Genomic DNA, 20,922 nt, shown 5'->3' with positions numbered 1-20,922 from the left:
GGGATACTACAGGCAGGGGTCTTCCACCGGGTCAGAGGCGGACCCAAATACCTGGCTAAAGGAATTGCCCTGGATGATTTGGACGATCTGCATCATGCCAAAGGAAAAACTGAAGAACTGACAAAAGCCACTGGAATCGGCGCCGGTGGCACCGCTCTGAGAAATATTCATATTCCCTGACGAGAATGAAAACGAATTTGTCCCGAAGCTCTGGGCATTGGTGACATTGTTGTTGGTGTTGGTGGTGTTATTGGTGTTGGTGCTGGTCCAAGTGCTCTGTGCCCATGCGCTGGAAGCGGCACCCAACGATAAAGCTGCGGCCAAGGCTAGATAACGTATTTTCATGAAAATGATCTCCCTATCATCTATTGCGTGAATGTCTCTGCTTGAATTAAAGGCAATATCGCCGCCGTAGTCAATCTCCCGGGACGCTATCTTCCAACCCCAGACGCCGGTGCCATTGGGCCAGGGATTCTTCCGGGTAGCCGTCGTAGCGCCGATCCTGCGGCTCGGCCCGGACCTGCACCCAGGGCGCCTTCGAGGCCAGCATCATGTGGCTGCGCTGCGGCGGCCGCGGTAGCTCGGTATCGATGGCGGAGGCGAATGGATGGACCAACTCGGGCCAGCGCGGATCCCACACCCATAAGGCACTGCCGCAGTTGCTGCAGAAATGGCGCTGGCCGGGGCTTTGTTTCGCCACCCCGGTGTGGGCCTCCTGGAGGTGGGCCTGATAGACACTGACGTGCTCGCTGCCCGTGACCTTCATGCTGTCAAAGGCGCCGCCCAGGTTGATGGCGTAACCTCCGCCGCCGGCGGTCTTGCGACAAATAGAGCAATAACAGAGGTTGTAGGGATATGGGTGGGCGGAATCCAACTCGAAACGGACGCTGCCGCAGTGACACGAACCTTGCAGATGCATGGGCGTACCCTCCTCGTTGTGGCTGTATTTTAGACCCTCAGGCGAGGATTGGCGGCAATCTATGCGCCTATTTTTGGCTGGGCGCGATATCGACGGTGACCAATGCCCGTCCCGCTTCACCCGCCGCAGGACTGGCACCGAACAGGACGTTTTTGTCCGGCAACTCCCAGCCCAACATATATTGGTGCGCATCCTCGATCTCGAAGCCGATGGACGCCATGTAATCAGCATAGCCGGCGGCGCCCTGGTCCAGGTCGGGCACGCCGTAAAAGGCGATGAATTCGCCCTTTTGCCGGTTAAAAAAGCGCTTCGCGGCGTCGAAGTCATGGAATTCAAAGACGAAGATACCGCGGCTAAAGCGTTCATTGCGGCATTCGTAGGCAATGGTCACCGGGTGTTGCAAGTGCGTCCCCCTAAATGTGTAGCGGCCATGCCCGCTGGACTCCAATGTGGCGCCCATGCCCCTTTCCTGCATCACGATGTCCTGACAGTGATCGCCGAAATCGAGAAAGCGAAAATCGGCGGCCTGGCCGGGAAGGGTCGCAAGCGAACACAATAAACCCAGTACATATTTCATTCAAATCACCTCACCAGGCCCGACATTTAACCACCTTCACGGTGCAGCTCGGTGTGCAGGGCATCTTCATTGATCGTCGCGCCGAGGTAGGCCGCGACGGCACGCATATCCTGCTCCGCATTGCCAAGACAACTGCTGGCGCCCGGCGACGGGGTCATATTAAAAATAATGCCGTTGCCCGGCTCGATCTTGGCTTCACCCAACATCAATTTGCGTTGCTGCTTATCAATGAGCTGAGGCCGCACGCCGCCGAAATGGCGGGCATATGTCAGCTCGCTGAGTTTGAGCGAGGGCACGATGCGCCGCGCCTCCCGCAGGAACAGGCGCTTACGCAGCAAGGGCACCTCGTAGAGAAAGTTCTTGAAAATATAATTGCGGATGTCGCGGTCCTTCAATAGATCCCAGAACACCTGGATCACGCGGGTGTCGAGACGCAACACGCGCAAGAACTCGGGCAGGGAGGACAAATTATAGCGTTCCAGCAGGGGCAACAGCAGGGCCGTGGGCCCGAAACGGGTCTGCCCCTCCACCAGAAAGTCATAATCGGCGTGAATGGCGGCAAAGGGCAGTTTTTTATTCTGAATGGTATAGACCTTGCCATTGACGACCTGCGGCGCCAAGTAAAAACTGCCGGCCACCGGCAGGCAGGAATATTCCAGACCGTAGCCCATCTGTTGTGCCAACAACAGGCTGTGGCCGCAGGCGGCTACCACCACGGCGCCGGCCTGCCAGGTCTCGGCGCCGGTCTTGATATGAAAACCGTCGCCCTGCCTGCGAATGGACTCCACCCGGGTATTGAAATGCACATCCACCTGCCGCCCGGCATGTTTGGGTAGGCGCTCGAGAAAGGATCGGGACAGGGCGGCGAAATCGGCGGCGCTGTATTCGTCCGCGCAGCCGAAGGCCCCAATGGGCTCGGCGCGAAAACCGCCGTCGATGCGTGCCACCCGCGGCTCCACGTCGGCGATCTTATGCTTATCCATCATAGACATATACGGAAAACTCGAACTGAATTCTTCGGCGCGTTGCTCGAGCTCAGCAATCTCCTGCTCGCCGATGCCGAGGGCCATCTTGGGCATACGATAAAGAATCTTGCTCGCCTCCGTGCCAGGCAGGGCTTCGACATAATTGACGATCATACGCGCCGCGCGATTGACCGTCTGTGCCTTGTCCAAGGAGTAATTGGTTTCGATATCGCCGCAATGCAGAGTCTGACTGTTATTCCTGCCGTAGGAATTGACGCGCGCCGGCCGGTCATATTTCTCCAGCAGCGCGATCTTACCAATGTCCGTGTAACGGCTCACGGTATGCAACAGGGCGGTGCCGGTGACACCGCCGCCGATAATGATCAAGTCATAGTGCCGGGATGGCATATCAGGTCCTTCTAAAAATTCACCAACAATCTTACATATTTCGGCAAAGCATTTGAAACTTCAACAATCTTTTTTGTTGTTTATTGCCCTACTTTTATCACGGCTGAGGCGGGGACACACCTCCGATGAGCTGAATTGACCAATTTCAATGCCCCATGCCGCGAGCATTGGCATTGTGACTATCGGGACGAGCAAAGTCAGCCAACGATACCAAGTAAGGAGTCACCATGTTTAGGACATCTGGAATGTTAACGGCGAGTGTCTTCATTGCACTTACCGCCCTGTCGTCGAGCGCGCTGCTGGCGCAGGAGATCCCGGCCACTGAGATGATAATGAGTATCGAACGGGAGCTGCGTTTCGATCAGGCGGTACCGGAACAGAATATCGATATCGACAGCAAAAACGGTATCGTCACCCTGACCGGTACGGTGAACGACCTGCTTTCCAAAGAGCGCGCCGCGCGCATCGCCGAAACTGTCAAGGGCGTACGCGCTGTCAATAACCGAATCGATGTGGTGCCCGTGATGGACCACATGCCGTGGCAACTGCGCCAGTCCGTGCAAGCGGCCTTATTTGCCGATGCCGCCACCGAATCCTTCGAAGTGACCGCCCGCGTGCCCAGCGAGGGCAAGGTGGTGCTGGAAGGCCAGACGGAATCCTGGCAGGAACGCGCGCTGGCAGCCAAGGTGGCCAAGGGCGTGGCCGGCGTCAAGGAACTGCAGAACAACATCAAGGTAGCCAAGATGGAACAGCGTGCCGACCGCGAAATAGAGCAAGACATTGAGGCGGCGCTGCGTTGGAATGTGCTGGTCGACAGTGCCATGATCAATGTCGAGGTCGAGGATGCCAAGGTCAAGCTGAGTGGCACGGTGGGCAGCGCGGCGGAAAAGCGCCAGGCCAGTCTAGATGCCTGGGTCAGTGGCGTGCGCAGCGTCGACAGCGAGGCCATCAAGGTTGCCGAATGGGCGCGCGACCCGAATTTGCGCAAGGACAAGTACAGCGACAAGCCCGACGTCGAGGTGAAAGCGGCCGTCCGCGATGCACTGCGCTATGACCCGCGGGTGGCGGTGGATGATATTAACGTCAACGTGCGCGACGGCTTCGTCACCCTGCAGGGCAAGGTCTCCAACCTTAAGGCGAAACAGGTGGCCGAACGCGATGCCCGCAACACCGTCGGTGTCATTGGGGTGAGCAATCTGATCAAGGTACGCACCGAGCAGCCACGCAGCGATGCGCTGATCGCCGCCGAAATCCGCGCTGCTCTGGCGGGCCAGGCACATATTGAAACCGACCAGATCGAGGTGCGGGTGATCGACGGTACTGCGCATCTCGACGGCCGGGTGGACACCGTGTTCAAGAAGGCCAGCGCCGAAGACGTGGCCGCGCGCGTCGCCGGTGTAATCCATGTGCAGAACGATATCGAGATCGGTACGCCGCAACCCATGGTCTACAACCCCTACGTCGATGATTGGGAGATCTATAATTCTCCCTGGTACGCGGTGGATAGAATCACGCCACGTAAACGCGACCATGAGATCAGAGCGGATATCAATGACGAGCTGTTCTGGAGCCCCTTCGTCGACGCCGACGATGTCAAGGTGCAAGTGGATGCGGGAATCGTAACCCTGAAAGGCCAAGTGGAGAGCTGGCGCGAATTCGATGCCGCCACAGAAAATGCCTTAGAGGGCGGCGCGGTGCGCGTAGTCAACAAACTCGAGGTGGACTAAGCCCGTATATTCATTTCGCACGCATGTAAGGTCTGCATGAGGTGTTTACCAGCACGCCGGTCTAGAGTGAACGCTACAGCGCGGTGCCGTGAATTTGTATCAGTTCAAAAACGGCACCAGGGCACCGGTCCCATGGGTTTTCAGCCCGGTATTGCGGCCTCGGCCCGAGGGATGCCAATTACAGTCCCTTGTGGCGCATTCATATGATCAGCTGGAAGTCACCGGACCAGGCCCGCCTGCTGGAGACGGTGGATGACATCTTCGCCCAGCAGGGGGCCGACGCCCTCAAGATGGCCATCGCCCGCCCAATGAATAGCGATCACGTGGCCATCTGCCCGTTTATTGATCCGTTTCAATAACGACTCATCCAGACCAGTGGGCGCTCACGCTGAGCGGCAGTGCCGCTCAGCGCATTTAGTGTCACAAGCGGACTTGATCAGCAAACATCAGTCCCACCCGGTCATGGTTGCAATGAATCACCATGGCGCGCACATTCAGGCTGGTGCCGCGCGGATGGCCGGATCTGGACAAGTTAACATCGAGTATTTGGCCCTTGTTGAGCGGCACCTTGGGCTGCTCGATGGCCACCCCGCCCTGGCTAAGATCGACCGCTTTGGCCAAGGCCATTACACTTCCCTGTCGGATCAGACTGACATTGAGATCAACATGCTCACGCGGATGCAATCTCGATTCCATATCGTTCACCTGCCATCAAATGATAGGGGGCAGCGCTAGGCGCGCTCTGCGGGGAAAAATAAGGACGGTATGTGCAACCTACCCGGTAGGAAAACCTCTGACTAACGCTCGATTCCCCCGCCCCCTGAATTAATCAGGCCTACCTACTTAAATCTAGTTCTCGACGGGCAAAAAACAAGACCTGTTCGACATGATTTGACACTTAAATCATCCCGGCCAACAGCCGCTGTGTGCAGGCAAAATATCTAGCGTGCAGCGGCGTTCTCCAGGGTGTAGCGGTGCAGCCGACCGGCGAACTCTCCCAGCATGGCGACACCGGTGGCCTCTGCCTGCCGGCACCACTCCTGCAAATCCGCCAAAGGGGTCGCCGAGTGCGTGCCGGAGCGTTCCCAGATCTTCTGAAGACGCTGTTTGAAGCTGTACACCACTTGCAGCTGTTCGCTGTTCTCAAGCGCCTGGGACAAGGCCTGCCGGTCGCGCGAATCCAGTAGCGCTTCATTGCGCACCAGGGCTTTGCGCGCGCGTTTCAGCCACGCGCAAGCGCGGGAGTTGGCGCATGAACGCTGTGCCTCCATACGGCAGACCGGCACGATCACATCGCGGGAATAGCGCGCCATTACCTGAAAGCGATTGGACAACACGGCACGTACCGAATCCATATCCAAGGCAGACTTGGGCTGACCCAGCTGGGGCAGGCGCGCCACCTTTTTCACCCGTGCCAGGCCCAGCATTTCCAACACGCGGATGTAGAGCCAACCGATATCGAATTCCCAGCGCTTGGAGGACAGCCGCGCCGAGTTGGGATAGGTGTGATGATTATTGTGCAGCTCTTCGCCGCCGATGAGTATGCCCCAGGGCACGATATTGGTGGCGGCATCGGGACATTCGTAATTGCGATAGCCCCAGTAATGGCCGATCCCGTTGATCACCCCGGCGGCCCAGAAGGGAATCCAGAGCATCTGCACGGCCCAGACGGTGACCCCGGCCACACCGAACATAAGTACATCGGCCAGCAGCATCAGGCCGATGCCGGCAAAGCTGTGGCGATAGACATTTCGTTCCAGCCAGTCATCAGGTGTACCTTTGCCGTATTTATCCAGGGTCTCAGTCACCTCGGCTGCTTCGCGATACAGCTCGGCCCCCTGCCATAAAACCTTTTTAATTCCCAGCACCTGGGGACTGTGGGGATCCTCCTCGGTTTCGCATTTGACGTGGTGCTTGCGGTGGATCGCCACCCATTCTTTGGTCCGCATGCCGGTGCTCAGCCACAGCCAAAAGCGAAACAGGTGGCTTGGGAGCGGATGCAGTTCCAGCGCGCGGTGCGCCTGGTGACGATGCAGGAATACCGTGACGCTGATGATTGTCAGATGGGTGAGGATCAGCGTGGCGCCGACCATTTCCCAGATGGACAAATCGAGAAGACCGTTAATCATTAAAACCTCGGATAGTTTATCGTATTGCTTGCAGGATAGTTCAGATCGCGATGCATTTCAGCGGCATGGATCAAGCCAAGGCCATTATCGTCAAAAACAGCGCCGCGCACGCGCCCGGGAAAAGAGAAAACCCCCTCTTTTGGTGTGTCTTTTTAAACAGCGTCGCGCACGCGCCCGGGAAATGATTAGACAAATGAAATACTAACATAGTGCCCATTATCACGGCGTTGTCGATTAGGCGGCCCGGCGGCGCAATAGTTCCCCATGACCCAGATAAACCATGCCCTGGAAATTTCCCGAGCGACGCGATAGGTTATGGGTGACGACACTATTTCAAAAAACATCTCTTGGGGGGAGGGCTGTCATGAATAATACCGGACTACAGCTTGGTTCAATAGCGCTTGTTGCACTGCTTACAGCGGCGACTGCGACAGCCAAGGACGATACCGTACTTGTGCCGGCCGGCACTTTTATAATGGGCAGCGACAAGCTCGACACGGAGAAGAACGGCCCGGAATACGGCAACATCAAGCCGCTGTACCTGGATGAACACCCGCAGCATCCGGTCGATCTCCCCGCCTTTCGCATCGACCGTTATGAAGTGACGAATGCCGACTATCGCGCATTCATCGCCGCCACCGGCCACCCGCCGCCGCCTTACTGGCTCAGCAACGGTTACGTGTTGAGTCTGCGCAAAGGCGACATCGGCAAACTCGACGACGGCCGCCTGCGCGCCTTGGTGGCGGATATCTTCAGGATCGATGTAGACAGCCGCACGCTGGACCACGCCGGTCTGCTCAAGGCCATCGACAATCGCCTTGGCTATCTGGACACCCTGCCCGTCATTGAAGTGAGCTGGCACGACGCCCACGACTATTGCGACTGGGCCGGCAAGCGCCTGCCCACCGAAGCGGAGTGGGAAAAGGCGGCTCGTGGTAGCCATGCCAATGAATTCCCCTGGGGCGACCAATGGCACGCTGGCTACAGCAACAGCGGCGACGAGTACTGGGAAGACGGCGTCGCGCCGGTGGGCACCTATCCGGACGATCGCTCACCCTACGGCGTCATGGACATGGGCGGCAATGTCGCTGAATGGGTGGCCGACTGGTACCAGGCCTACCCCGGGTCGCATGAGGTCAGCGCCGCTTTCGGTAAGCAGTTCCGCGTCATCCGTGGCGGCGCCTGGGGCCGCGAAGGCCACTATGCCCTGCATCTGTTTCTGCGTGCGGCGTATCGTTTCAACCTTAGACCGAACAGCCGGCTGGACGATGTAGGCTTTCGCTGCGCCCAGGATGCCCAGCCATCAGCGGCGGCCACGGCCCACAGCGCCCACGCTCAATGAGGGGCTCAGCCCCCGGGTGACTGCCAATAGGCATACAAATAGTAGGCGCCCCAGATCAACAGTCCTACCGCCACCAGTATCAGCCAGCGCGGGACATAACCATGGTTTTCCACCAGACCAGAGTCCTTATAGATATAGGCCTGCTTGGCCTCAGTTCGTTTCTCCGCGTCCTGAAAACGCCGATCGACCGATTGATCTTCACGCGCCTTGCCTTGTTGCGTCATTGTGCCTTCCTCTCACTGTCGCCCCGGCCCAGGCCGGCCAATTGACTGTTGTCGCGACTCTGCCAGACCGCCTCGGCAATATCACCGCGCCCCGCCGCCTGTGACAGGGAGGCCCACAGACGGCGACGGGCATCGCCCCTTTGGGCCTCGGCCAGGCCCTTGTCCCTGAGCGTCTCCATCTGGGCATCGATGCGCAGCGACTGCACGAAATGGACAATATTCCAGATCGCTTTGCCGTCGAAACTGCCGGCAAAGGGCGGCATGGGCGTGGCCCCGACCCCGGTCATGATGGTCTCGAACAGGTGCTCACCATCGTGGCCCAATTTCACCCCGCCCGCAACACCGGCCGGCAGGGTGAAATTGGCGGGCGTGACGGGATTGCCCCAGTCGTCAGTGAGGCTGGTCGCCAGGGGGCCGTCGCCCTCGCCGGTCTTGCCATGGCAGGTAAAGCAGATATTCATGAACTGCTGTCGCCCCTGGGCGATGGACTCCGCAGTCACGTCCGGTTCGGGTGGAATGTCGACCGACGGATTGACTGTTTCCTGTTGCCAGCGTTCGGAAAAGGTCTTGAGATACTGAATGACCGCCAGGCGCTCATCCACCGAGATCTTGTACCAGGGCGGCATGGCCGTGCCCCACAGGCCGTGGCTGATGGTAACGAACAGGTCCTCGTCCGAGGGCAAGGAATTGGGGCCGCCACGGGTCGAGCGGAACTTGAACTTGCCGGCCGTGAAGTCACGCGGCTTGGGCTCAAGAAATTGGGCCGCCGGGCCCTGTCCGTCGCCCTTGGCCCCATGGCAACCGATGCAGCGCCGCGCATAGACCTCTTGCCCCAGGCCCACCAGTTGCTCTTGCTCCTCACCTTGCAGGCGCACGGCGGCCCCGGCGTTGAGGCGGGTGGGCATAAAGGTCTCGCGCCAATCCCCGATGTTGGTACCCAGGCGCTGGAGATAGGCCACCAAGGCCTTGCCATCGGCGTTCAATTGCGGCGCGCCGTCGCCCTCCTGTTTATACAACCACGGGAAACGCGGCATGATGGAGTCCGGCACCACCGCGCGCGGATCCCAGTAATGGGCGGCGTGCCAAGTGTCGTCGTAGCGGCGACCCACACGGGTCAGATCGGGACCAATGCGGCGGGTACTGAGCAGATGGGGCTGGTCGAAGACATATTCTCCGGCCTGGGACACCGGTCCCCAGCGCTGCGTCTCCCCGGTCACCGGCCGGATGTACTGGGAGTGGCAATACCAACAGCCGTCACGAATATAGATCTCCCGGCCGCGCTGTTCCTGCTCGGTATAATCGGTCACTTGGATGGTCTTGCCGGTGCGCGCCTCGGCCACTTCGGGAATGGCGGTCTCGGGCAGCAACGAGGGCATGATGCCCTGCACCACCACGGCGGCGAAAAAGAAGCCGATGCCGGCGACGATGAACACCGAGGACGGCCGCCCAAACCAGCTCACGCTCTCGCGCGCCGGGCGCGCCTCCAGGGCCTCGTGTTCCTTGTCTTCCGGCTGCACCGGCTTGCCGTGGCGGGCGGTCTGAACGAAGTTGATCACCATCAGCAGAAAACCGATATCCATGGTGGCCCCCGCCAGGGTGCGCCCCAGCCACCAGGGCTTCATAGTGACCACCGAATCGACGAAATTAGCGCCATACTCCAGCATACTGCCCTGCACAAAGCCCTGCGCCGTCAGGCCCAACAACATTACCGCCGACCCGGCCACGGTGAGCCAAAAATGCCAGCTGGCCAGGCGTGCGCTCCATAACTGGCGGCCGGTGAGCCGCGGCCAGAGGTAGTACATGGCCCCTACCACCGAGACGATAAACGTGCCGAACACAGTGGCATGGGAATGCGAGATGACGAAATCGTTAAAATGGGTCAGCTCTTGCATGCGCCGCAGGGCCTCGACCGAGCCCTGAAAACAGCCGAGCAGGTAGTACAAAACGCCCAACAGCAGAAACTTAGCACCGTAACTGTCACCGTCCTTGCCGCCGGCGATGGCGCCCCAGCGCCCCAGGGCCGTGCCGAACAGATTGGTGACCACCGCCCATACGGGGATGATCAACAACATGCTGGTGACGATGGAAATGGTCTGATTGTGATAGGGGATGGGGCTGAACAAGTAGTGATGGGTACCGACGAAGGGATAGAAAAAGGCCAGCGTCCAGAAGCCCAACAACGACAGACGGTGGCTAAACAACGGATTATGGGTCGCCAGCGGCACGAAATAATACATAATCGCCAATCCCGCCGGGGTGATCCACAAACCCACCACATAGTGGATATAAAGCCCGTGCAGGGCGGCATTGCTGATGCCCGACATCTCCATATAGGGCAAAATCACATTGCCCAGCACCAGGTTCATCAGGGTCCACACCAGGGCAGCAATGGTATACCAGAGAGAAACGTAGAAACCGCCCTCGCGGCGCTTGAAGATGGTCACCAACACCTGGCCGCCGATCAGCGCCAATACCAGCCAACGCAGGATATTGAAGGGCCACTCGAACTCGTCCGCCTCGAAGCCCAGGTTGTAACCCAGCAACAACGAGATGGAGCCGGTAATGAGAAACACGTTCCAACCGATCAGGGCCCACCAGCCCCAGGCCTCTTTGGCCATGGGGCGGCCGCACAGGCGCGGTACCAGGTAATACAGCATGCCCAGCACCGGTGTGGAAAAGGCGCCGAAGATCACGCCGTTGACATGTACCGGGCGCATGCGGCCGAAGGTCAGCCAGGCGGTCTCGCCGAGAAAGCCGGGGTTATGGAATTTGATGGAGACCAGCAATCCGAGAAGTGGAAACACGGTCAGCCAGGCCAAGCCCCACCACAGCCAATGCCTGATAAGTTTTTTATTGACTAACTGCGGTGCTGCGTCCTGACTGTGTTCGCTCACGAGTCCCCTCCTTTCCAACCTGACATGTAGCGTTCAACAAACAACAGCACATGATTATGGAGGGGGCACGGGGATGGGGCTTTGATATTTCGCAATCGCTGATCATCGCGACTATTTCGGGGCACCATGGGTTCGAAGTAAGCGCGCAACGATGCGCTGCATCAGGCCGATACCGCCTGACCCATACCCAAGTAGCACTAGGCCACGGATGTGGCCTGTGCATCGAAGCTGTACACGATAGGTGTGGACACGGCGAATCAATGTCACCAGAACGACCTGCGTATCTGGAGAGCGGCCAATACGCCGCTGGCGATGCCCGGCGCCATCAACACCCACCCCAATCTTTCGGTCAGGTTCAAGCCAGGGTTTGGCATCGACGTGCTAGCCCGGGTGGAATCAGTTTAAGACAGGGTAACGGCAGCGGCCGACGCTCAGGCGTTCAAGGCGCGCAGGTCGAGCCTGCCCGCCGCCATGGGCGGACACCAATAGTAGCCGCCGGAAACCGGCCGGGTGTAGTTGAACAAGGCATCGGTAATACCGTCTTCGTGGCCGGCCATACGCGCCAGCATCACCTCGAAGGCGTCCAAGGAATGGCCGAAGGCGACGAAGTTGAGACCGGCGTCGTTGCCCTCGGTCCAGGGCATGGAGCGCCTGACCATGAAGGCCTCCGGAGCGAAACTCTCCTGGGCGGTACGTTTGACGTGGGAGGACTCGGGGGCTTCGGTCAACTCTTCGTTGTCGCGTTTGCGCCGACCGACAGACATATCCTGTTCAAGCGGACTCATGGCCTCGAAGATCTCCAGATTGTGCAGCCACTGCTGCACCACGACGAAGCTGGCGCCGTCCAGGCCCGCGCCCTGATCGCGTACAATCGCGGCGGCGACGGCCGCCTCGCCCTGGGGGTTTTCAGTGCCGTCCACATAGCCGGTCAGATCACGGCAATCGCGATGCAGGAAGGTATCGAGCACCTCTTGCAGTTGAAAGTCCATGGCCAGGGCGTGTTCGATGACGCGTGAGCGGTGATACAGTTCGCCCCGATCACTGCCGCGCAGCCAAAACCATAACGCGTATTGCGTGGACGGGATATCAAAGCCCGACCCGACCATGGCGGGAAACGGTCGCAGGCCGGCGATCTCGGCATCCAGCGCCGTCACCAGGGACGGTCCCAAGCCAACCACAGTGTCTTCACCGTCCACCACCTCCAACAGCGGCGTCAAGGCCTCGGCGGCGGCGCTCGCGTCGGATTCGAAACTGAACATCAGATAACGGGCGTGTCTGGGTACGGGGGCTAAAATACCGGCTTGACTGCTCACCGCTTGCTCCTTGTGGTTGTTATGGATTCCAGCAGAATGGTTACCGTTTCAAGGAGGTGAGTCAAGCGCCGGCAAGACGGCATCGATGGTAGACTGGAACACCATAATACCAACGACATGCACACGGAGAGCGCCTATGTACATCGCCATGAATCGCTTCAAGATCGCGCCCGGGCGCGAACAGAATTTTATCGACGTCTGGAAAAACCGCGAGACCTATCTCGACACCGTCCCCGGCTTTAAGTCTTTTCAGCTATTGCAGGGATCGAGCACAGAGGAATACACCCTGTTCGCCTCGCACTCCATCTGGGAATCGGAACAGGATTTTATTAACTGGACCCAGTCGGAGCAGTTCAGAAAGGCGCATGCCAACGCCGGCGGCCAGACTAAGGACATCTATCTGGGCGCGCCGCAATTCGAGGGATTCACAAAGGTTTTATAGCGCATACGCACCACAGCTCGACATATTAGCGGGTGTCGGATTCGCCCCTTTGCCGTGTCTTGCCTTAGGCCGCCTGCTTCTGCGCCACCTTGGCCACATGCTCGCCCTGAAAACGGGCGATGGTGAGCTCGTTCTCTGACGGCTGACGGCTGCCGTCGCTGTCTGCCAGGGTCGAGGCGCCGTAGGGTGTACCGCCGCTGATCTCCTTCATGTTCATCAATTCCTGGCAGGAGTACGGCACACCGACGATGATCATGCCTTGATGCAGCAAAGTGGTGTGAAACGAGGTGATGGTGGTCTCCTGGCCGCCGTGCTGAGTCGCCGTGGAGGTGAAGACACTGGCCACCTTGCCGATCAGGCTGCCGTTCATCCAGTGCTTACCGGTCTGATCGAGGAAATTACGCATCTGGGCACACATGTTGCCGAAGCGGGTGGGCGTGCCGAAGATAATGGCGTCGTAATCGGTGAGGTCGTCGACACTGGCCACGGGGGCGTCCTGATCCAGCTTGACGCCCGCCTGGCGCGCCTTGTCTTCCGGAATCAACTCGGGCACGCGCTTGATGTCCACCTCGGTACCGCCCACTTTAGCGGCCCCCTCGGCCACGGCCTTGGCCATGGTTTCGATGTGGCCGTACATGCTGTAATAAAGCACTAGAACTTTTGACATGGTGTTCCTCCGGCTAGTCGTTTTCGCGCACAACATCCAGGTTAACAATCTCATCATTATTGACATTGACATTTATCAGTATGGGCTGACAACACACTTCGCAATCTTCGACGTATTCCTGACTCCCGGCGGTGGTGTCCACCATGATCACATTGGATTCGCCGCAATAGGGACAATCGATGGTTTTGTTTTCAAGGGCAAGACTGACCATATCGCCTCCTCTGTTTCGTCGTGCAAGGGTTGAATACTTGGGGCGCCCGGATCAGGACACGAGCACCCTGACCTGAAACGGCGCCAGCGAAAACCGCGCGCGGCGCTCGTGGGGATAAATTTCCGGCGCCGCCCCGCTGAGCGGCGCGGCGACCTCGGCGGCACTGCCGAGATGGCGCCAGTGCCAGGGCAGATAAAATTCCGGGTAGTTGCGGGCACTGCAGTTGGCGATCACCATGACCTGATCGGGATTGCCGAGCGGCCGGCCTGCGCTACGGCAGTAGGCGAATACCCGTTCGCCGAAACGCTCATCCATGCCGGGATGAAAATAGAAAAAATCCACTTCGTTACGCTGCAGCGCCGGATGCCGGCGACGCAGCTCTATCAAGGCCCGCACCATGCCGCGCAGGCTCTGATGCCCCGGCTGATAGGCGCGGTGCCAGTCGATGGGGTCCGACATCTTCAGACGCCAGTCATTATGGTCGAGGTCGTGGCAGTCGCCGAACTCCTCGCCGGCCAGGATCATGGGAATCCCCACCGCCGTTAACAGCAGGACGAAAGCGCTGCGTATCTGCTGCAAGGCGTCTTCATGGGCCTGGCGCATGGCCGCGTCCTGATGACTCAGGTTGTTGACGAACCAGCGCACCGCCTCCACATTGCCGTCGGAGAGCCCACGCTCACGCAACAGGCGGGCGAACACCGCATTGAAATAACGCTGTTCGCCCTCGTTCTCCACATCATGGGAGGTGATGTAGTTGACCGCCTGGGCCAGATCATCGAACCCCGCTTTGAAACTGCTTTCCAGATCATTCCAGGTGCGCCAACCTCCGATCAGCGCCTGGATCCGTGCGCGCCGGGCCGGCTGTCCCCACTCGGTATGAATGTCATCCCGCATTAAGCGCCGCAGTTCGTCGCGGAAGGCGAAATTCCACATCGCATCGACCACCTTGCGACCGTTGGGATTGGTGGATGTCGGTTTGGTGATCACGGCGCGGCGCCAGGAGTCTTCCGCGATCACCAGGAACGGCCGATGCGGGAACAGATTGTGGTGGCTGGCCCAGGCATGTTCGGTAAAACTCTGGATGAACTCCCAGTGATCAATGCCGCGAAACTCGTCGATGCGAAAGCCGTCGATGTGATAGTGGCCGATCCAATAGTCGGCCATTTGCAAATGAAATTCACGCGCCCAGTAACGCCCGTCCGCCCCCGGGCTGCGATAACGGAACAGCCGCGCGCCATAGTCCTCGCCACGGCCCGGCTCCTCGTCACGGCTGTTGAGAAAAAACCAACTTTCGGCCAAGGGTTCCAAAGGGCATTCACGGGCATGGTTCATGACGACATCCAGAAATACCCGGATGCCTCGCTGGTGACAGCACTTGATGAAAAATTTCATATCCACCGGCGTGCCCATGTCGATGTCCGGGCAGAAGAAAAAGCGCGTGCCGTAGCCCCAGTTGAGGGTGTCGGCGGAATCCTGCACCGGCAGCAGCTCAATGGCGTTGATGCCCAAATCGGCCAGATTATCGAGATGCTCGAAGATCACGCGGTCGAAGGTGCCCAGTCCCAGCTGGCGCATACTGCCCGTCTCGCCCGGCGGGGTGTGCATCCAGCGCAAGGGCATTTCGTAGATCACCAGTTGATTATTTGCCGGCAGGGGATAATCCGGGCTGAGTTCATCCTGCCAGGAAAAAGGCGGTTGCCAGCGCAGTCCGTCCTTGATGCGGAATACGCCGCGATAACCGCCGAAGCGGGTGATCTCTTCGGCGTACGGGTCGGCCACCGGCCGCTCGTCATTACCGTCGAGAATAAACTCGTACTCATAGACGCCGTCAGCCAAGCCCATATCGGCCAGGTTGATTTCGTGACAACAGGCGGAATCCCGTGACGGCAACAGGGGAATCTTGTACCACTCGCGAGGATAGAAACGGTCGCGCGCGTCGAGCAGGGAAAAACGAATTTCCACCCTGAGTGCGTTTTCGACCGGAATACGTAACGCGCTGAGCGCCGATTGCCGCGCCAGCGGCGCCACATCCTCCTCTATATTGAATGGCATAACGGGATACCCGGGGTTGAATTCGGAACCTGTCTGTTTTTGTTGTGCCAGTGGACTACAGCATTTTAGTTATAGACCGCTTGGCGCCAATTGCCAGTAGCGCCGCGACATAGGCTCAAGAATAGCCCATGCTGGGCGGATCCAACGGCGCTTGTGAGGATTTTAATACACGCCTGGCGCACCACCGGCGCCTTCAACCGCAGGCCAATAAATACACGCCGAATAGGTCATCTTGCGCCAGCCAATGCTTGACCGGCACGAATCCCGCGTCGGCGGCCAGGCCGATAAATTCTGCGGGCGCGTATTTGTACGAACACTCGGTATGCACCGATTCGCCGGCATCGAAATCAAAGCGATGACCATTAATGCGCAGCCGTTGCGACTGCGCGCTCACCAGATGCATCTCGACCCGGCCCGCCGCGCTGTTGTAAAAGGCGTGGTGTCTGAACCCCTGGGGATCGCAGTCGGCCTTCAGTTCGCGCTGAATACGGTGCAACAGGTTAAGGTTGAATTGCGCCGTCAGGCCGGCGGCGTCGTTGTAGGCGGCGTCCAACACCGCGGCCGGCTTCTTGGTATCCACGCCGATCAACAACATGCCGTCCTGCCCCACTGTGTCGCGGATCAAGGCCAGAAAATCGCGCGCCTCGGGGGGATGAAAATTGCCCAGGCTGGAACCGGGGAAGAAGACCAAGCGAGGCCCCTCCGGCACCTGCCGCGGCAAGGGCATGGAATGGCTGAAATCGACACAGGCGGCGTGGATGGGCAGCCAGGGAAACGCGGCCGCCAGCTGCCGCGCCGCGGACTGCAGATAGGTATGGGAGATATCCATGGGCACATAGGCACTGGGCTGCAGGGCATCGAGCAGCCAGCGGATCTTCTTCAGGCTGCCCGCACCCGGTTCGATCACCACCCGACCGCCGCCGACCAAGTCGGCAAGCTCATCCGCACAGCGGGTCAGCAAGCGATGCTCGGCGGCCGGCAGATAATACTCGGGTTGTGCGCAAATGGCGTCGAATAATTCAGAGCCGCGATCATCATAAAAAAACTTCGGCGGAATCATTTTGTGTGGCCGCGACAGGCCCTGCACTACGGCCTCGTACAGGCTTAAGGTCTTGGGCGAGTGATCATGGAACGTGACGTGCTCCGTCATTATGCATCCTCCGCCAGGCGCACCCCGGTCACCGGCCAGCGGTCATGGGGATAGAAAAAATTACGATAACTGGCGCGCAGGTGGCCCGGCGGTGTCAGGCAACAGCCGCCGCGCAGCACCATCTGATTGCACATGAACTTGCCGTTGTATTCGCCCATGGAACCGGCCAAGGGCTTGAAGCCCGGATACGGCGCGTAGGGGCTGGCGCTCCATTCCCAGACATCGCCGTACCACTGGCCCTCGCCGGGCTGAGGCTGCAGCCGGGTGTGATCGAGAAAGTTACCCGCCACCGGCTGCTGCGCCAACATCAATTCCAGCTCGGCCTCACTGGGTAGACGCTTGCCGGCCCAGCGCGCATAGGCATCGGCCTCGTAAAAACTCACATGACAAACCGGTTCGTCGGGGTTCAGTGTGCGCATACCGCCCAAGGTGAATTGCAGCCACACCCCGTCGCGCTGTTCCCAATACAAGGGTTGCTGCCAACCCTCGCGCTTGAGCAGCGACCAGCCGTCCGACAACCAAAGCTCAGGCCGTGCATAGCCGTCGTCTTCGATGAAGGCGAGATACTCGCCGTTGCTGACCGGCCGCGAGGCCAGTCGGTGATCGCGCACCAGCACCTGATGCCTGGGCGTTTCGTTGTCGTAGGCGAAGCCGTCCCCAGCATGACCGATGTCCATAATGCCGCCCGGGCGGTCGATCCAAACCATGGGGACGGACGCCGGCTCGGATACCTGCAGACTGTCCGAATAGGCCGGCCGCGTCGGGTTCACCGACAGATTATGTTTAATATCCATCAACAGCAGCTCCTGGTGCTGTTGTTCATGATTCAACCCTAAAGTGACGCGATATGCGAATTCGGGCCAACGCGCCTCCTCGACGCGCTCAATCAGTTCGAGCATGTGTTCATCCACATGGGCACGATAGCGATACACCTCTTCCACTGTGGGACGCGACAACATGCCCCGTGCCGGGCGCGGATGCATGCTGCCGACCGTTTCGTAATAGGAGTTGAACAGATAGGCGAATTCGGGACGAAAAGGGTGATAAGCACTGTGGAACTCCGGCAGCACGAAGGCTTCGAAAAACCAGCTGACATGGGCGATATGCCATTTCGGCGGACTGGTCTCGACGATGGACTGTATTTGATAATCGTCAGTGTGCAGCAAGGCACAGATGCGCGCGCTTTCGTCGCGAATCGCGCGATAATCGGCGGCGAGATCGGTTTTGGTGATATACAGGTTTGATGTTCCGCTCATGCGCGCATCCCTCCGCTGTCTGATTTTATATTCCAGTTTGAATAGATATTATTGCCAAACTATTAAGGCAATACCAACCCTCCAGACAGTGGTGAATATATCATTGTCTCCGCCCGGCTAAATAATGTACAAAAGCATCGGCTCAGGCTGGCGGTGTCGATTTTAGCTGCAACCGTTCAATCGCCTTGAATATATCGCGCCAGCTCACAATTCCAACGGGACGCCTTGCCTCGTCGACCACGGGATTACATGACACCGTGTGCACGTTAAAAAAATGGACGGCGTCATAGATACTGGCGTCCGGGGGCAAGGTTACCAGCTCTCTGGACATGATTTGATGCACCCGCTTATTGAGTGTGGCGACATCCCTCGCGGTCTCGACCAGAGTGCCGATATTGGGGCTCAGGGCTTTGAGCAGATCCCTGTCGGACACCACCCCAGCCAATTTCCCATTGGCCGCCACCAGCAGGTGATGAAATCCGGTATTGTCAAAGATCTCCTTGACTGCCGCCAGCGTATCATCCAGTTCCACAGTGACTATCTCGGTGGCCATGATGTTTCTGATACTCATTGATTGCTTCCTTCGCGCGCAGGCATATGGTTCAATTTATCAAAATAAACCACATCATGGATTTCGGCATCAGATAATCAACTCACCCAAGCCGAATAAGGGGATGCGCCGCTTACCTGCTTGCAGTTCGCCCGTGACGATGCCCATGGCGAAGCCGCCGATCACCCAATTGGCGATATTGTTTCTATGGCTCAGTGTCAAGACAAAATTGTAGTCAGTGCCCGCCGCCTGGAAAGCGCCGGCCCACGCGCTAGGCCAGCGGTAAAATCCTAGCGCCTGTTGCCGCCGCGTGACGCCCCCTTTAAATCCAAGCAAGGGCGTCACCTCGCCGTTGAATACCACAAAGCCCTCCTCGTGACCGGTCAGTTCGGCAAGAAAATCGCTGTCCTGGCTATGAAAATAAAAGTCCCCGCGCTTATCGATAACGGCATATATGCCATGGAAGTCGTCGAACACGTCGGCATAGCGACGCGTCAGGCGGTTGAAGGCCGGCAAATACAGGTATTCATGAATCACCCGGCCCTCCAGGCGCCGGCCCTGCCATTCCAGTGTCGCGGCCGCCACGCCCAGACGATAACGGCTCAATCCCGCCGCAGTGGCGATCACCGTGTTGATTGGCGTGGTCTTCAGTTGCAGTTGATTGGCAGCGCTGCTCACAGTCATGCCGCTGGCCTGGTCACCGCTGAAGGAAAAATAGGCCGAGTCGGGAATACGCTCCAGACGACGGGAGGCATTGTCATAGGCACCATTGCCCTGCAGGCTACGCCAGCCGGACTGCTGGTCGTAGAGCACGACGAAGTGTTCCGCCTGCCAGCTGTCGCCGTCCTGACCGCGATTGGTGTCGATGGCGAAGGCCACTGCGCCCTTTTCATCCCAACCGACGAAAGAGAAATAATCGGAATAATAGGCCAGGCGCAGGCGTGCCAACTCTTCGGCTGTGATGGAAAAAATTCTGTCCTGGGACGCTGTGCTGCTGCAGGCGGACAACAACACCACGGCTATGACCACAAAGGCGGTTTTCATCGTCGAGCTCCTGGATAGCATCGAACGGCACCTGTTACAAAAACGCTCTTATACCACTCTAGAACGCCTCGCCGGTGCGCGCCAGTACGACGGCCGTAATCAGGGCGTGGCAGTGTTGCCCCGGCGCCAAGCTTAGCGTGTGCAGCGACTTGCGACTGATATTGGCCAGCAGGGGGCGCAGACAGGCGGAGGGGGAGCCGCGTTTATTTATCTTGCTCCAGGTCAAGCGGTTTTTTCGCAAACAGTTTGGTCCCCGTAAACATGGCCGACACCAAGGCCGATCTCTCCCTAAACTCCATTACCACCACGGCGGCAATGTGCAGGAATATGGCGGCCAACAGAATGTAGAATGTGTATTCATGGACTGTAATAAACGGCTTACGGAAGGCGCGCATTTCCTCATACGCCTGCTCATCGACCATTTCTTTCGAACCCGGTTCCAATCCTTCCAGCTTGCTGTGATCTTCACCTGCCCCGGTCACCCACTCCGCGATCTCGTGACCGAACGGCGGCAGATACAGGTCGGTGCCGGCCAGCACCAGCCCCGTGGTCGCCTGAGCACCCAGCAAGACAAAGAGAAATGTCACCATCAACCGCGCCAGTGGATTGTGGCCCAGATATTGGGGTGGATCGCCCTGCTTAACCCCATGGACATAGTCCGCCAGCATGCGCCGATAGGCCCGACCCCAGGGCCGGATGGCGCGCCAGCGCGCATAGCGATTGCCGACAAACATCCAGATCAGTCGCCATATCAGGTTAAGTACAAATACATATCCGATATAGGCGTGGACCGTCTTTAACAGAACCTTGCCGTCCGAACTGACGCCGAGGATTTTGCTGTTGAGAATGACCACGCCGACAGCGATTAAACCCAGCACACAAATCACGTTTAACCAGTGGAATATTCTGACCGTCCGGTCCCAGACAGGATAGGCGTCGCGGGGTTGATCATCGACATGCGGTTTATTCATTGCAGTAGACCTTCAGCTAGATTGATTCGGTATTTATGATACATATCGAGCAATCGTGTGAATACTGAAATCTCACCCACA

20 protein-coding genes are annotated in these 20,922 nt (G+C 58.6%); 3 read left to right on the top strand and 17 right to left on the bottom strand.

Annotation, left to right across the window (positions count from 1 at the left end; translation table 11 throughout):
• Positions 1-6 precede the first annotated feature (6 nt).
• From Tel_08965 to Tel_08950, 4 genes are all read right to left on the bottom strand, one after another.
• On the bottom strand, positions 7-306 hold the full coding sequence (locus tag Tel_08965) for a hypothetical protein (protein ALP53275.1): 300 nt from the start codon (positions 304-306) through the stop codon (positions 7-9).
• A 109-nt stretch (positions 307-415) separates the two neighbouring features.
• Positions 416-919, bottom strand: a complete 504-nt coding sequence (locus Tel_08960) for an alanine acetyltransferase (GenBank protein ID ALP53274.1) — start codon at positions 917-919, stop codon at positions 416-418.
• A 67-nt stretch (positions 920-986) separates the two neighbouring features.
• Positions 987-1,496, bottom strand: coding sequence for a hypothetical protein (locus Tel_08955; GenBank protein ID ALP53273.1), 510 nt, complete (start codon positions 1,494-1,496; stop codon positions 987-989).
• Positions 1,497-1,522: 26 nt separating this feature from the next.
• Entirely contained in the window at positions 1,523-2,869 is a 1,347-nt protein-coding gene (locus tag Tel_08950) for a malate:quinone oxidoreductase (GenBank protein ALP53272.1), read from the bottom strand.
• 245 nt (positions 2,870-3,114) lie between these two features.
• Between Tel_08950 and Tel_08945 the strand changes: the two genes are divergently transcribed.
• Entirely contained in the window at positions 3,115-4,596 is a 1,482-nt protein-coding gene (locus Tel_08945) for a hypothetical protein (GenBank protein ID ALP53271.1), read from the top strand.
• 420 nt (positions 4,597-5,016) lie between these two features.
• Here Tel_08945 and Tel_08940 read toward each other — a convergent pair whose 3' ends face one another.
• Entirely contained in the window at positions 5,017-5,280 is a 264-nt protein-coding gene (locus Tel_08940) for a hypothetical protein (protein ID ALP53270.1), read from the bottom strand.
• A gap of 257 nt (positions 5,281-5,537) precedes the next feature.
• The gene (locus Tel_08935; GenBank protein ALP53269.1) at positions 5,538-6,725 is read right to left on the bottom strand and encodes an aminotransferase; all 1,188 of its coding nucleotides are present in this window, start codon (positions 6,723-6,725) and stop codon (positions 5,538-5,540) included.
• 475 nt (positions 6,726-7,200) lie between these two features.
• Here Tel_08935 and Tel_08930 point away from each other — a divergent pair, with 475 nt between their 5' ends.
• The gene (locus Tel_08930; GenBank protein ID ALP53268.1) at positions 7,201-8,067 is read left to right on the top strand and encodes a hypothetical protein; all 867 of its coding nucleotides are present in this window, start codon (positions 7,201-7,203) and stop codon (positions 8,065-8,067) included.
• A 5-nt stretch (positions 8,068-8,072) separates the two neighbouring features.
• Here the strand turns inward: Tel_08930 and Tel_08925 are convergent, their stop codons facing one another.
• The 3 genes from Tel_08925 to Tel_08915 all read right to left on the bottom strand — a co-directional run bounded on the left by Tel_08925 (position 8,073) and on the right by Tel_08915 (position 12,444).
• Positions 8,073-8,291, bottom strand: a complete 219-nt coding sequence (locus Tel_08925) for a hypothetical protein (protein ID ALP53267.1) — start codon at positions 8,289-8,291, stop codon at positions 8,073-8,075.
• Positions 8,288-11,185, bottom strand: coding sequence for a hypothetical protein (locus tag Tel_08920; GenBank protein ID ALP53266.1), 2,898 nt, complete (start codon positions 11,183-11,185; stop codon positions 8,288-8,290). Before Tel_08920 ends, Tel_08925 begins: the two co-directional genes overlap by 4 nt.
• A 431-nt stretch (positions 11,186-11,616) precedes the next feature.
• Positions 11,617-12,444, bottom strand: coding sequence for a peroxidase (locus Tel_08915; protein ID ALP54795.1), 828 nt, complete (start codon positions 12,442-12,444; stop codon positions 11,617-11,619).
• 190 nt (positions 12,445-12,634) lie between these two features.
• On the opposite strand from Tel_08915, the gene Tel_08910 reads away from it, so the two are divergent.
• A complete protein-coding gene (locus Tel_08910) occupies positions 12,635-12,940 on the top strand; it encodes an antibiotic biosynthesis monooxygenase (GenBank protein ALP53265.1) in 306 nt (101 codons plus the stop codon).
• Positions 12,941-13,004: 64 nt separating this feature from the next.
• Here the strand turns inward: Tel_08910 and Tel_08905 are convergent, their stop codons facing one another.
• The 8 genes from Tel_08905 to Tel_08870 all read right to left on the bottom strand — a co-directional run bounded on the left by Tel_08905 (position 13,005) and on the right by Tel_08870 (position 20,841).
• Positions 13,005-13,607: an NAD(P)H:quinone oxidoreductase gene (locus Tel_08905; protein ALP53264.1), complete on the bottom strand. Its 603-nt coding sequence runs from the start codon at positions 13,605-13,607 to the stop codon at positions 13,005-13,007.
• Between the two features lie 13 nt (positions 13,608-13,620).
• Positions 13,621-13,818: a hypothetical protein gene (locus tag Tel_08900; GenBank protein ID ALP53263.1), complete on the bottom strand. Its 198-nt coding sequence runs from the start codon at positions 13,816-13,818 to the stop codon at positions 13,621-13,623.
• Positions 13,819-13,869: 51 nt separating this feature from the next.
• Entirely contained in the window at positions 13,870-15,870 is a 2,001-nt protein-coding gene (locus Tel_08895; protein ID ALP53262.1) for a hypothetical protein, read from the bottom strand.
• A 193-nt stretch (positions 15,871-16,063) separates the two neighbouring features.
• Positions 16,064-17,020: a dimethylhistidine N-methyltransferase gene (locus Tel_08890; GenBank protein ID ALP53261.1), complete on the bottom strand. Its 957-nt coding sequence runs from the start codon at positions 17,018-17,020 to the stop codon at positions 16,064-16,066.
• Positions 17,020-18,276 carry a hypothetical protein gene (locus tag Tel_08885; protein ALP53260.1) on the bottom strand — a complete coding sequence of 419 codons (1,257 nt, stop codon included), beginning with the start codon at positions 18,274-18,276 and terminating at the stop codon, positions 17,020-17,022. Before Tel_08885 ends, Tel_08890 begins: the two co-directional genes overlap by 1 nt.
• A 142-nt stretch (positions 18,277-18,418) precedes the next feature.
• Positions 18,419-18,847 carry a signal transduction protein gene (locus Tel_08880; protein ALP53259.1) on the bottom strand — a complete coding sequence of 143 codons (429 nt, stop codon included), beginning with the start codon at positions 18,845-18,847 and terminating at the stop codon, positions 18,419-18,421.
• A gap of 69 nt (positions 18,848-18,916) precedes the next feature.
• On the bottom strand, positions 18,917-19,870 hold the full coding sequence (locus Tel_08875) for a hypothetical protein (GenBank protein ALP53258.1): 954 nt from the start codon (positions 19,868-19,870) through the stop codon (positions 18,917-18,919).
• Between the two features lie 203 nt (positions 19,871-20,073).
• Entirely contained in the window at positions 20,074-20,841 is a 768-nt protein-coding gene (locus Tel_08870; protein ALP53257.1) for a cytochrome B, read from the bottom strand.
• Positions 20,842-20,922 lie beyond the last annotated feature (81 nt).

Origin of the sequence: Candidatus Tenderia electrophaga (genome assembly GCA_001447805.1) — a bacterium.
In the GTDB taxonomy this organism is placed as follows: Bacteria; Pseudomonadota; Gammaproteobacteria; order Tenderiales; family Tenderiaceae; genus Tenderia; species Tenderia electrophaga.
The sequence above is the reverse complement of the archived record's forward strand: the minus strand, read 5'-3'. Positions and strand labels throughout refer to the sequence as shown.

Bases quoted from the DNA above. Each gene is read 5' to 3' on its own strand.
- Tel_08915 (ALP54795.1), bottom strand. From the start codon at position 12,444: ATGTTCAGTTTCGAATCCGACGCGAGCGCCGCCGCCGAGGCCTTGACG.
- Tel_08885 (ALP53260.1), bottom strand. From the start codon at position 18,276: ATGAGCGGAACATCAAACCTGTATATCACCAAAACCGATCTCGCCGCC.
- Tel_08945 (ALP53271.1), top strand. From the start codon at position 3,115: ATGTTAACGGCGAGTGTCTTCATTGCACTTACCGCCCTGTCGTCGAGC.
- Tel_08930 (ALP53268.1), top strand. From the start codon at position 7,201: ATGGGCAGCGACAAGCTCGACACGGAGAAGAACGGCCCGGAATACGGC.
- Tel_08905 (ALP53264.1), bottom strand. From the start codon at position 13,607: ATGTCAAAAGTTCTAGTGCTTTATTACAGCATGTACGGCCACATCGAA.
- Tel_08880 (ALP53259.1), bottom strand. From the start codon at position 18,847: ATGAGTATCAGAAACATCATGGCCACCGAGATAGTCACTGTGGAACTG.
- Tel_08955 (ALP53273.1), bottom strand. From the start codon at position 1,496: ATGAAATATGTACTGGGTTTATTGTGTTCGCTTGCGACCCTTCCCGGC.
- Tel_08950 (ALP53272.1), bottom strand. From the start codon at position 2,869: ATGCCATCCCGGCACTATGACTTGATCATTATCGGCGGCGGTGTCACC.
- Tel_08960 (ALP53274.1), bottom strand. From the start codon at position 919: ATGCATCTGCAAGGTTCGTGTCACTGCGGCAGCGTCCGTTTCGAGTTG.
- Tel_08875 (ALP53258.1), bottom strand. From the start codon at position 19,870: ATGAAAACCGCCTTTGTGGTCATAGCCGTGGTGTTGTTGTCCGCCTGC.
- Tel_08890 (ALP53261.1), bottom strand. From the start codon at position 17,020: ATGACGGAGCACGTCACGTTCCATGATCACTCGCCCAAGACCTTAAGC.
- Tel_08935 (ALP53269.1), bottom strand. From the start codon at position 6,725: ATGATTAACGGTCTTCTCGATTTGTCCATCTGGGAAATGGTCGGCGCC.
- Tel_08925 (ALP53267.1), bottom strand. From the start codon at position 8,291: ATGACGCAACAAGGCAAGGCGCGTGAAGATCAATCGGTCGATCGGCGT.
- Tel_08895 (ALP53262.1), bottom strand. From the start codon at position 15,870: ATGCCATTCAATATAGAGGAGGATGTGGCGCCGCTGGCGCGGCAATCG.
- Tel_08870 (ALP53257.1), bottom strand. From the start codon at position 20,841: ATGAATAAACCGCATGTCGATGATCAACCCCGCGACGCCTATCCTGTC.
- Tel_08900 (ALP53263.1), bottom strand. From the start codon at position 13,818: ATGGTCAGTCTTGCCCTTGAAAACAAAACCATCGATTGTCCCTATTGC.
- Tel_08910 (ALP53265.1), top strand. From the start codon at position 12,635: ATGTACATCGCCATGAATCGCTTCAAGATCGCGCCCGGGCGCGAACAG.